Annotated in this window: 10 protein-coding genes; 8 read left to right on the forward strand and 2 right to left on the reverse strand. The window is 47.9% G+C overall.

Annotated elements, in window-relative coordinates:
* Positions 1 to 29: 29 nt before the first annotated feature.
* Together RCO25_RS03185 and RCO25_RS03190 are read left to right on the forward strand one after the other, a co-directional pair.
* On the forward strand, positions 30 to 671 hold the full coding sequence (locus RCO25_RS03185) for a response regulator (RefSeq protein ID WP_308994685.1): 642 nt from the start codon (positions 30 to 32) through the stop codon (positions 669 to 671).
* A 25-nt stretch (positions 672 to 696) separates the two neighbouring features.
* Entirely contained in the window at positions 697 to 1,344 is a 648-nt protein-coding gene (locus RCO25_RS03190) for a DUF1054 domain-containing protein (RefSeq protein ID WP_308994686.1), read from the forward strand.
* 160 nt (positions 1,345 to 1,504) lie between these two features.
* Here the strand turns inward: RCO25_RS03190 and RCO25_RS03195 are convergent, their stop codons facing one another.
* A complete protein-coding gene (locus RCO25_RS03195) occupies positions 1,505 to 4,534 on the reverse strand; it encodes an efflux RND transporter permease subunit (RefSeq protein ID WP_308994687.1) in 3,030 nt (1,009 codons plus the stop codon).
* Positions 4,535 to 4,777: 243 nt separating this feature from the next.
* On the opposite strand from RCO25_RS03195, the gene RCO25_RS03200 reads away from it, so the two are divergent.
* From RCO25_RS03200 to RCO25_RS03210, 3 genes are read left to right on the forward strand one after another with little or no spacing between them, the layout of a single operon-like run.
* Positions 4,778 to 5,542 carry an ABC transporter ATP-binding protein gene (locus RCO25_RS03200; RefSeq protein ID WP_308994688.1) on the forward strand — a complete coding sequence of 255 codons (765 nt, stop codon included), beginning with the start codon at positions 4,778 to 4,780 and terminating at the stop codon, positions 5,540 to 5,542.
* Positions 5,539 to 6,558 (forward strand): ABC transporter permease, encoded by a 1,020-nt coding sequence (locus RCO25_RS03205; RefSeq protein WP_308994689.1) that lies wholly within the window; start codon positions 5,539 to 5,541, stop codon positions 6,556 to 6,558. The genes RCO25_RS03200 and RCO25_RS03205 overlap by 4 nt, the downstream gene beginning before the upstream one ends.
* Before the next feature lie 56 nt (positions 6,559 to 6,614).
* Positions 6,615 to 7,277 carry a TetR/AcrR family transcriptional regulator gene (locus RCO25_RS03210; RefSeq protein ID WP_308994690.1) on the forward strand — a complete coding sequence of 221 codons (663 nt, stop codon included), beginning with the start codon at positions 6,615 to 6,617 and terminating at the stop codon, positions 7,275 to 7,277.
* A gap of 58 nt (positions 7,278 to 7,335) precedes the next feature.
* On the opposite strand, the gene RCO25_RS03215 is transcribed toward RCO25_RS03210, so the two are convergent.
* A complete protein-coding gene (locus RCO25_RS03215) occupies positions 7,336 to 8,529 on the reverse strand; it encodes an MFS transporter (protein WP_308994691.1) in 1,194 nt (397 codons plus the stop codon).
* 176 nt (positions 8,530 to 8,705) lie between these two features.
* On the opposite strand from RCO25_RS03215, the gene RCO25_RS03220 reads away from it, so the two are divergent.
* From RCO25_RS03220 to RCO25_RS03230, 3 genes are all read left to right on the forward strand, one after another.
* A complete protein-coding gene (locus tag RCO25_RS03220) occupies positions 8,706 to 10,175 on the forward strand; it encodes an aminotransferase class I/II-fold pyridoxal phosphate-dependent enzyme (RefSeq protein ID WP_308994692.1) in 1,470 nt (489 codons plus the stop codon).
* A gap of 130 nt (positions 10,176 to 10,305) precedes the next feature.
* Positions 10,306 to 10,722, forward strand: a complete 417-nt coding sequence (locus tag RCO25_RS03225) for a DUF1885 family protein (protein WP_308994693.1) — start codon at positions 10,306 to 10,308, stop codon at positions 10,720 to 10,722.
* 363 nt (positions 10,723 to 11,085) lie between these two features.
* Positions 11,086 to 11,322, forward strand: a complete 237-nt coding sequence (locus RCO25_RS03230; protein ID WP_308994694.1) for a hypothetical protein — start codon at positions 11,086 to 11,088, stop codon at positions 11,320 to 11,322.
* Positions 11,323 to 11,324 lie beyond the last annotated feature (2 nt).

Raw genomic sequence — 11,324 nt, forward strand, 5'->3', positions numbered from 1 at the left:
AGAGTGTTTAGAAATGAGGTTATGTGCTTATGATCCAGGTGCTGGTCGTGGATGATGATCCATTTATCCGAGAGAGCATGAAGGTGATTTTGGAGCTGGATAATGATTTGCATGTTGCAGGGGTTTGCGGCAACGGGCAAGAAGCTGCTGCGTTTGCTTGTCATAATAAAGTCGATGTTGTACTAATGGATATTCGGATGCCCATTTGTGACGGCGTAGAGGGAACCAAGCTGCTCCGCGCGCTTGACTCTCCCCCTGCTGTCCTCATCTTAACGACCTTTGATGACGATGAATACATCGCACAAGCGATTCGTAACGGAGCTAACGGCTATTTGCTCAAAAATGTACCGCCTAGCCGCATTATCAGCGGCATTAAGACCGTCCATGAAGGCAATGTCCTCATTCATCCGGACATTGCCCGCAAGCTGGCAGGGATGCTTGAAACGCCGCGTGCCGAATCCGGCAAAGCAGCAGCCATTGCAGGCCTTACGCAAACCGAGGTTCAAATTGTAAAATTAATTGCCGATGGGCAATCCAACAAGGAAATTGCGGCATCCTTATTTTTAAGCGAGGGCACGATCAAAAATTATATTACTGAAATATTAAATAAACTTGAGCTTCGCGACCGTACCCAAATCGCAATCTTTTATTTGAAATTAGCGCATCAATGATTTTTAAATTAAAGGAGATTAAACCATGACAACACAGACCACCTCAGCAAAGCTAGCTGGATTTACGCAGGCCGATTTCGATGTTTTTGGAATCGAGGGTCTCGAAGAGCGAATGGCGGCCATTCAAAATCAGATTCAACCAAAGTTTCGGGCACTCGGGGAGCAGCTTAGCGTTGATGCTGCAGTGCATGCCGGCAACGAGATGTACCTGCATGTAGCTAGGCACGCCCGCCGCAAGGTCAATCCGCCTAAGGATACCTGGCTGGCGATTTGCAGCAACAAACGCGGCTACAAAGCACACCCGCATTTTCAGCTTGGCTTATTTGATGACCATTTGTTTCTATGGCTGGCGCTTATTTACGAGGTTCCGAACAAAGCCAATATCGCAACTGCTTTCTTAAAACAAATCGACGATGTCATCGCGAATGTACCTAAGGATTACGTGCTTTCTCTTGATCATATGAAAAAAGAATCGACTGCGGTCAGCACGATGACAAAGAAGGACTGGAAAGACGCGCTTGTTCGTTTCCGGGACGTACAGAAGGCTGAGCTCCTTATCGGACGACATGTGCAGGTAAATGATCCCATCCTGCGCGACGGCGAAGCGCTGCTTGCTCTTGCTTCTGCTACGTATGAAACGCTGATGCCGCTTTACCATATGTCGAACATATAATCGTATTATAAGCGTAAACGGCTGTCGCCGTCCTCTGTGGCAAAAGCAGTCGTTTCGCGGAGATATATAAGAATTTATATGTGAAAACATATAAATTCTTATATAATAAAAAAGAGCTGTCCCAGCAAGGCATAACGCCTTCTGGGACAGCTCTTTTCAGTTAAAGCTGCTGAGCAGCTGCGGCTTCCGTTTGTGCGGATGCTGCGTTAGCGCGTCTTTGTTTGCGTGAAGTGCGGAAGAACAACAGCTCATACACGCAAGGAACAATAATCAGGGTAAGCAGCGTTGCCGCGATCAAGCCGCCGATGACGACGATCGCAAGGCTTTGCGAAACGATGCTTCCCGATTCATGTGAACCGAATACGAGCGGCAGCATCGCCGATACTGTGGCTACTGCCGTCATCACGATCGGACGCATGCGCGTCGTTGCTGCTTCGATCAGCGATTCGCGAATGGACATCGTCTGCTCATTTTGCTTCACTCGGTCAATTAAGACAATCGCATTCGTAACCACGATTCCGATCAGCATCAGCGCTCCGAACATCGCCGTGAAGTCTGGCGTAACGCCCGTTACAAGCAAGCCTGTAACCGCACCGATGGCAGCTAGCGGCAAGGAAATCATAATCGCCAGCGGCGCTCGCAGCGTCTTAAACGTCAATACCATGATGAGGTATACGATACCGATGGAAATAAGCGCCGTTAAGCCCAAATCCGCAAAATCACTTGACTGATCAGCGGATGCTCCGCCCACTGAAAGGGATACTCCATCAGGCAGCTTAAGCGCATCTGCCGCTTTATTGATTTCTTCCCCAACGACCGACAGCTCTTTAGGCTCCGCGTTAGCCGTTACACGAATGTAAGTCTTTCCTTCTTTATGGTAATACAAGGAAGGCTCATCAGAGCGAACCAGTTCTGCAACTTTCGATATTGGCATTGCGCCAGCCTCTGTCATGACCGTCAGTTGTTCTAGCTCGGTTGTTGACGCTGGATTCACGACTGGCTGCAAAATGACCGGTGTATCGCTCTCCTCTATTTGGATCGTACCGATTGGCAGCGGATTGAGCATGCTTTGCAGCTGCATAGCGACCTCTTGGCCTTTAGCCAGGGTAGGATCGACTTTAAAGGAATAGACCGATTTTTTCTCTTCTTGGTTGCTTTCTACCTTCTGCACGCCGTCAATCGGTTTAACCGCTGCAATCAATTGATCTGATGTTTGAGTAAGCTGCTCAATGTTGTCGCCTGTCACATCGATATAGATTTGCGAGGATCCCCCGCCCATCATTAAATCAGATGCATTTGCGGTCAAAACGGCGTCTTTATAATTATCCTTCTGCGCTTTCACATTCTCCATAAACAGCTCTGCGTCAACGTTATCCTTCAAATCGATCATATACGTAATCAGGGTAGGCGATGATACCGATCCGTATTTCGCTGCATCAGCGCTATTGCCGAGCATCATCATGACCCATTCAATATCCTGATCGGCAGTCAGGTAGGATTCGAATTTCTTTCCTTCTTCCAGTACACGATCCGCCGGCGTTTCACTCGGATATTGCAAGGTTACATTAATGTTCTCAGCGCTGGAAGAGTCGAGCGCTCCCTTTGGCATGAACACATATGCGCTGATTGAGCCTGCGAATAGCAGCACCGCTATAAGAAGCGGTACGATTTTGTGAGCAAGGTTCCATCTGATAAATGCTGCGAATTTAGGCGAACCGGCATGCTCCTTCTCCTTCGTTCCCCGCAGCAGCACGGCGCTTAAGAGCGGCACTACCGTCAAGGCAACAAGTAAGGAAGCAAGCAGCGAATAAGCAACTGTCAGTGCGAATGGCAGCAGGAATGCCTGCAATGATCCGCGCAAAAGGCCCATCGGTAAAAATACCGCAACCGTCACAAGCGTAGACGATGTTATCGCGGAGGAAACTTCTTTCGTCGCGTCCGTAATCAGCTTAACCGAAAATGACTCTTTTTGGAGTCTTCTGTATATATTCTCGATAACGACTATACTGTCATCAACGAGTCGTCCAACGGCCACCGCAACGCCACCTAGCGTGATAATGTTGAGCGATACGCCTGATAGCTGAAGCAAATATAATGTAATGCCAAGCGACAGCGGAATCGATACAATCGTTACGATCGTAGCTTTGAAATTACGCATGAACAATAAGATTACGATCGTAGCGAACAATGCTCCGAGCAGCACCTCGCGCATCATGCTGTTTACGGATGATACGACCGAATCGGAAGTACTTAGAATAATCGAGGCATCGATTCCTTTTAGGTCTGCATTTAAACGTTCAACTGTCTCTTCAATGCCTTTACCAACAGTAACGGCGTTCGCATCAGCAGATTTAGAGACGGTGTACATAATGGCATCCTTACCGTTCATACGGCTGATGCTCTCTTGATCCTTTGCAAATTCGACACTAGCGACATCGCCAAGCTGCACGCCGGCAGCGACAGGAAGCTTGCGGAGCGTTTCCAGATCCGTCACCTGGTCATATACGTTGATATTGCCAGCCGCTCCGTCCAGCGTGCGTTCGCCAATCGAAACGGATGCTCCCCGGCCCTGCAGCACGCCCATTAGCGCTTGCATTGGTATGCCTGCAGCCGCGATCTTATCCGTATTCGGTATGATATGGACTGCCGGCGTTGATTTTCCGCTTATGCTGACCTCGCCTGCGCCCTCGGATTTCTGAAGCTCCGTCGTAACCTCTTTAAGCTTCGCTTCCTTTTCCTGCTCACTCATTCCGTCATCGAAGGTTAATGTAACCCATGCAATTGGAATCATGGACGTATTAAATTGAACAACGAATGGCTTCATTACATTCTCAGGAAGCTGTACCTGATCGACGATCCGCTCAATCTCAGCCTTAGCTTCCTTCATGTTTGTCTTCGAATCAAAATTCAAATTGATTTGCGCATAACCGTCGCCAGAGGTCGAGAACATATCCGTTTTTCCTTTAACGAAGGTTACCGCCTCTTCCAGCGGATTTGTAACGGTCTGTTCCATTGACTTGGCGTCATTGCCTGGTCCAATAGCCGTAATCATAACCTGCGGGTTATCAGCTGCCGGCAAAAACTCCATCGGCAATCTAAAGTAGCTGATCACCCCCATCGCTAAAGCCATCATGACGATCAGGATGATGGCCGCCTTATTCCGGAACGACCATTCTGTCAATTTACTCATTTGTTTCCGACTCCTTTTCCCTCTACGGTTTTCTAGTGTTTTGTCTTTTCTAATCATAGTAGGAAGTACGAATGAGAAAAAACGTCCAGAGAATGGATTTGGTTCTCGCCCTTAGTCGGAAATCAACTACGACTGAAGACCGATGTAATCGAAAAAAATGAGTAAGTACTCACTTCTAAATTATTGCGATTCCCTCTATAATAAAGTGAGTACTTACTCATTATGAAAAAAGGAGTGTGCGATATGACTCTATTCAGCCCCGCTGCACCTACAAAATCAAGCATCGCAGTAGAACTGCAAGGCATCACCCGCAGGTTTAGCGGCCGTACCGTGCTTGAGGGAATTACGCTCTCCATCCCGCAGGGCGAGCTGTTTGGCTTGTTAGGCCCTTCCGGTTCGGGCAAAACAACGCTAATAAAGATAATGACAGGAATTGACCGGGCGGATGACGGTTCGGTTCGAATGCTCGGTGAGAAGATGCCGCAGCTGAAAATGCTGCAAGCCTTCGGTTACATGGCGCAATCGGATGCACTGTACAATGAATTGACAGGGAAACAAAATTTAGCTTTTTTTGGCGCCATGTTTGGTCTAAAGGGTGAAGCGCTACAAGCCCGGATTCAGGCCGTTTCCAAACTTGTTGCATTGACCGATCATCTAAACAAACAGACCGCCGCTTATTCCGGAGGAATGAAAAGAAGGCTATCGCTTGCCATCGCCCTCCTGCATGAACCTAAGCTGCTCGTGCTAGACGAGCCGACGGTGGGCATTGATCCGGTCTTGCGCAAGTCCATTTGGAAGGAGCTCTCCGAGCTTGCCACACAGGGCGTGACTATTATTTTGACGACTCATGTCATGGATGAAGCAGAGAAATGCGATCGCTTAGGTCTGATCCGGAGCGGAAAGCTCATAGCAGTCGATACGCCGCAAGCCCTCAAGGAGCAGGCTGGCTGCAGCACGTTAGAAGAAGCGTTCATTGCGCTTGGCGAGAACGAAGGTGACCAGCGATGAGAATACGCGCACTGACCATCCGGATCATCAAGCAATTTTTGCGTGATAAGCGGACGCTTGCCTTATTGTTTCTTGCCCCCCTTCTTATCCTGAGCTTAATGAAGCTCGTATTTGACGGGCAAGCCGTAGCTCCTGTGATTGGAACCGTTAAACTCCCCGCTGCCCTAAACGAGAAATTCGAGCAGCTAGGTGCCGATATTGTCATCTATGACACGGACTCTGCTGCTCAATCCGCGATTCAAGCAGGCGACCTGGACGGCATCCTGCAATTGGACGGCGGTAATCCCGAGCTAACGCTTGAAGGAAGCGACCCCTCGATCAACCGGGCAGTATTATTGCTAATGCAAAATGCATTGCAAACAAGCGAAGGAAGCGAGGCCCCTGCTATTACTTATTTACACGGCGGGCCGGATATGGCTGCTTTCGATTCATTTGGACCCATACTCATTGGTTTTTTCTCTTTTTTCTTCGTCTTTCTGCTTGCTGGCGTTTCCTTCCTTAGAGAAAGAACAAGCGGAACCTTGGAGCGCCTGCTGGCCACGCCGATCCGCCGAAGCGAGATCGTGGTTGGGTATTTAGCTGGATTCGGTATTTTCACCCTGCTGCAAGCTTCTTTGATCGCCTGGTATTCGGTCGACATATTAGGGCTATATATGGCCGGAAACATTGGATATATGCTGATTATTAATTTACTGCTTTCCTTAACGGCATTAACGCTCGGAACGCTGCTATCCTCCTTTGCCAGCAGTGAATTTCAAATCATTCAATTCATTCCGATCGTAATCGTGCCGCAGGCTTTTTTCTCCGGCCTGTTTAATCTCGATGCCATGAACCCTTTGCTGCAAAAGCTAAGCTTGATTATGCCGCTCTATTATGGTGCTGATGCGATGCAAGGCATTATGATTCGCGGCGAGGATTGGGGGGATTTTCAGTTGGATGTATACGTGCTTGTAGGCTTCTCCCTCTTGTTCGCTCTCTTAAATGTGCTGGCGCTGAAGAAGCATCGCCGCATGTAGCTGCGAAGCGCTTCTGATATAATGAATGGATTGGGTAAAGAGAAGGAGTGTCTTAGATGCAAGAACCAGTGGATCAATGGCTGCATGAACTGTTGAAGTTAGATGATGACGAAGTGAAAATGACCGAAAAGCAATCAAAAATCGTGCAGGCAGCCTCTGAGGTTTTTGCGCAAAAAGGATTCGCTGCTTCGTCAACGAGTGAAATTGCTCAGCGGGCTGGCGTAGCCGAAGGAACGATTTTTCGTCATTACAAAACAAAAAAGGATTTGCTGATCTCAATCGTTGCGCCTGTGATGGCAAAGCTTGTAGCCCCTTTTGTCCTGCGCGACTTCTATAAAGTGCTCGATGGCAGCTTCGACAGCTTAGACCAGCTGCTGCGTGCCATCATTGAAAATCGAATTGCTTTTCTGGAAAAAAATATGCAGGTTTTCAAAATATTTATTCAAGAAATCCCTTTTCATCCCGAAATTCAAGAGCAATTTCAGAAACAGATTTTGTCAAAGGTACTGGAAAAGTTCAGCATTAGTATTCAGAAATTTCAGCAGCAAGGCGCCATTATCGATTGGTCGCCGATTACGGTTATCCGTTTAACGGCATCTGCGTTGATCGGTTACGTGCTCTGCCGCTCCTTGTCCGGAAATGTTTCCGGCAATGTATGGAATGACGATGCCGAAAGGGAAGCAACCATCACTTTTATCATAAAAGGGCTTGCGCCTTAGATTTCATTAAAAAAAGCCGGTTATCCATCAATAAGATGAGTAACCGGCTTTTATCTATTTATTTTGCTGACTGTAAATTCACTTCATCGATGCTTGTCCTGTCGAGCTGACGGAAGCGGAGCAGCAGAAGCAGTGCGGCCAGGCACAAAATACCGCCCAGTAAATATGGCAATCCCATCTCAATCGTGAAGAAGAATGAACCAAGCAATGGCCCAGCGATACGGCCCAAGCTGTCCATCGACGAGCTGAGTCCAGACGCTACGCCCTGACCTACCGTTGTCTTCTGCGTAATGAGCGAGGTCACACACGGCCTGATCAAAGAGTTACCGATGCCGAACACCGCAAGAGAAAGCGTTGCCCACAAAAGCGAATGAGCGCCAAGCAGCAGGAAAAATCCGATGGCTGAGATAACAAGACCGATTGCAATGTATTTCGGCTCCTCGCCTTTCTTGATGAGCCGGCGTACGACTCCGCCCTGCACGAGCGCACCAACAAAGCCGCATACAAAAAACAAGATGCCGACCTGCAGCGGAGTCACTTCAAACCTGCGCATGCCGAAAAATTGCAAAGTCGCTTCCATACCGGCAAGCGTAAATGTCACAAAAAACGCCAGCACGTACAAATACTTTAGCGGACCGGTAAAAGCAGCCCATCTTGAAACCCGTTTCTCCGAAGATGCTCGCCGCTGCTCAGGAGCGAGCGATTCCTTCAGCTTCCATGCCGCCAGCACAAACGTGATTAATGCAAGCGCCGAGGCTGTGTAAAAAGGCGTTTGCAACGAGAATACGCTCAAAAGTCCGCCTACGCCGGGCCCAATCGTAAAGCCGAGGCCGATCGACATCCCGACAAGCCCCATCCCCTTCGTTCTCGACTCCGGCGGCGTGATATCCGCTACGTATGCCACGATAACGGAAGCGACTGCGCCAGAAAACAATCCTCCCAGCACCCGCGACAGGTACATGAGCGTCAAATTCCCTGAAGATAGGCCAAACAGCAGGAAACTTACCGCAAAGCCAAGGACGCCTATCAAGATTATTGGCCTTCTGCCGATCCGATCGGATAAGCTTCCCCAAAATGGCGAAAGGAAAAACGAGACTGCGGAATAAATAGCCAGCATTCGGCCTGTATGTATTTCCGCTTTATTCGGATCAGCGGCTTGAATAATTTCCGGCATAACCGGAATGATAATGCCGAACCCAATAAAAGTTGTCATTAATATTGCCATTATAATAAGCATACGTTTATCTTTCATGCTGCAACCCCTCCACCAACCTATGTTACCATATCCATTAATCAATCATGTATGAACAATTGAAGAACAAATCGACAAACCTTGCCCTTATCTTAAAATTGAAGCTTGCATTCCCCCCTGTATTTGCTATACTCAACTTTGTTTGTAACCTCTAATGAAAGGCAGGGATGAAAGCAATGGATCATACCAAAACCCCGCTATTCACCGCGCTTCGCCGTCATGCGGAGCAGGATCCCGTACAGTTTCATATTCCCGGACACAAAAAAGGATTGGGCAGCGACTCGGAATTTCGCGAATTTATCGGCGATAACGCGTTGTCGATCGATTTAATCAATATAGCACCGCTTGATGACTTGCATCAGCCGACTGGCGTTATTGAGGAAGCGCAGAAGCTAGCAGCTGACGCATTCGGATCGGACTACACTTATTTCTCCGTACAAGGAACAAGCGGAGCGATCATGACCATGATTTTAACCGTGTGCGCGCCTGGCGACAAAATCATCGTTCCTCGCAATGTTCACAAATCGATCATGGCTGCCATTATTTTCGCAGGCGCAAGACCAGTATTCATTTCACCTGCAAGGGATAACAATCTTGGTATCGATCATGGCATTACGACACGTTCCGTCCGCAAGGCACTTGAGAGACATCCGGATGCAAAAGCCGTTCTCGTCATCAACCCGACCTATTTCGGAATATGTGCGAATTTGAAAGAGATCGTCGATCTCGTACATAGCTTCGACATTCCAGTCCTTGTAGACGAAGCGCATGGCGTGCTCATTCATTTCCATGAGAAGCTGCCTATGTCTGCCATGCAAGCGGGCGCGGATATGGCTGCAACGAGTGTTCATAAGCTCGGCGGTTCCATGACGCAAAGCTCGGTGCTGAATGTCCGCAAGGGCAGAGTCAACCCGCACCGCATTCAAACCGTGATCAGTATGCTGACCACCACTTCTACTTCTTACATTTTGCTAGGATCACTTGATACGTCGAGACGCAATCTCGCTCTGAATGGACATGCTATCGCCGGGCGTGCGATTGAGCTTGCCCAGTACACTCGCAAGCAGATCAATGAGATCCCAGGTCTTTATTGCTTCGGAGAAGAAATTCTCGGTGATGAGGCTACCTATGATTACGATCCGACAAAAGTGTCCATCCATGTCCGTCATCTCGGGATTACCGGCTATGAAACGGAAAACTGGCTTCGCGACAATTATAATGTAGAGATTGAAATGAGCGACATGTATAACATTCTTTGCTTAGTTACGCCTGGAGATACCTCTGATTCCGTGTCAAAATTGTTAATCTCGCTTCGCGGTCTTTCAGAGAGGTTCCATGAAGGTGCAGAGGCGCGTGAATTAGTCGTCAAAATTCCGGATATTCCCCAGCTTTCCCTGACACCGCGCGACGCATTCTACGGTGAAACGGAAGTTCTTCCGTTCAAAGAATCTGCCGGACGGATCATTGCCGAGTTTATTTATGTCTATCCGCCGGGAATTCCTATTTTATTGCCGGGCGAGGTCATTACGCAAAAGAATATCGACTATATCGTCGATCATGTCCAAGTCGGCCTGCCGGTTAAAGGCCCGGAGGATCGCAGCATTGAATTCGTAAAAGTCATCGTTGAAGAAACAGCGATCTCATAAGCAAGAAAATGAACCGGCTTTAGAGCATCAGATTGCTTCTAAAGTTGGTTTTTTTCATGCATTTTTGCAGAATGCCACTTATTGTAAACCCATATCGAGCATGCTATGATGTTGGCAGAGGTGAGATGCGATGAGTCAAAGCGCTTACATAAAATTCGTGCAAGGATCATCCGTGGAGAAGCTGACATTAGAGGAAATTAAGAGCCAGCTCTTGCATTACCGGGAGCAAACCGCCCTGACCGGCTCGCAGTTGGATTGGAATTACGCAGAAGCCGCTTTCCCTTACACAATCGAATCCAAGCAGGATGAGCGGTGGTTTTACTTAAAAGGGATCAACCCGCTTTATAAGCATATCATTTTTGGGCCAAGCGAAGCCGAAAGCGCCGCTGGAGGCTTTGTACCTTGTGTACAGGTCGTTCTTCCGGACGAAGCCACTCACGGCGATAAAGCGAAGGCGAATGAGCTGTGTAAATTTATAGCCAGCCGCCTGAAAGCCGAGCTTACCATGTTCAATGGCCGTACCATTTATTATAATCCGCGAAAATAATATAAGCTTTGGAATAGGGGCAATAAGAAAAACCGTCAGGGAAGATCATCCTGACGGTCCTTTTTAGGTTTGACGTACATCGTAACGACCCAGAGTTTTGCCCCGGCTTGACGAGTGGTTATAAAAAAATAATCTGGGCAAAACTAAATAAAAGACTGAGAATTCGATCCAATGGATTGAATTCTCGCGAAGTGATAGGACAATACCGCCAGCTTTTTCAAAATATAGGAAAGTATAAGATTTTCTCTTATATTCACGCCTCTATTTCTCCGCGAAACGAGCTTTTGCCACCAAGGACGGCGTCAGCCGTTTACGCTTGGAGATTACTTACGCAAAGTTGCGAGAGGGAGGTACTGATCTCCTTTGCTGGAAAAGATTATCGTCCTGTTTATCATCTACGCAGCCATATTGGGCTATGATTACCCGAATCTAAAAAAAACCAGCATAAAACTTCGACTGGCCTATGGAGGAATTATGCTATGTGCGTTATATCTCAGTACAGCCTATGCGGGCAATCTGAATTGGCCGGAACTGTATCACTTCCTCCTATTCCTTTTCGATCGACCGGCTGAGATCATTGTGAATATGATGAAATCGTGAGA

It is taken from the genome of Paenibacillus sp. LHD-38 (assembly GCF_031157315.1).
Lineage (GTDB): Bacteria > Bacillota > Bacilli > Paenibacillales > Paenibacillaceae > Pristimantibacillus.

Excerpts from the sequence above, each read along its gene's own strand:
- RCO25_RS03220 (WP_308994692.1), top strand. The coding sequence starts at position 8,706 with ATGGATCATACCAAAACCCCGCTATTCACCGCGCTTCGCCGTCATGCG.
- RCO25_RS03195 (WP_308994687.1), bottom strand. The coding sequence starts at position 4,534 with ATGAGTAAATTGACAGAATGGTCGTTCCGGAATAAGGCGGCCATCATC.
- RCO25_RS03225 (WP_308994693.1), top strand. The coding sequence starts at position 10,306 with ATGAGTCAAAGCGCTTACATAAAATTCGTGCAAGGATCATCCGTGGAG.
- RCO25_RS03200 (WP_308994688.1), top strand. The coding sequence starts at position 4,778 with ATGACTCTATTCAGCCCCGCTGCACCTACAAAATCAAGCATCGCAGTA.
- RCO25_RS03215 (WP_308994691.1), bottom strand. The coding sequence starts at position 8,529 with ATGAAAGATAAACGTATGCTTATTATAATGGCAATATTAATGACAACT.
- RCO25_RS03205 (WP_308994689.1), top strand. The coding sequence starts at position 5,539 with ATGAGAATACGCGCACTGACCATCCGGATCATCAAGCAATTTTTGCGT.
- RCO25_RS03190 (WP_308994686.1), top strand. The coding sequence starts at position 697 with ATGACAACACAGACCACCTCAGCAAAGCTAGCTGGATTTACGCAGGCC.
- RCO25_RS03185 (WP_308994685.1), top strand. The coding sequence starts at position 30 with ATGATCCAGGTGCTGGTCGTGGATGATGATCCATTTATCCGAGAGAGC.
- RCO25_RS03210 (WP_308994690.1), top strand. The coding sequence starts at position 6,615 with ATGCAAGAACCAGTGGATCAATGGCTGCATGAACTGTTGAAGTTAGAT.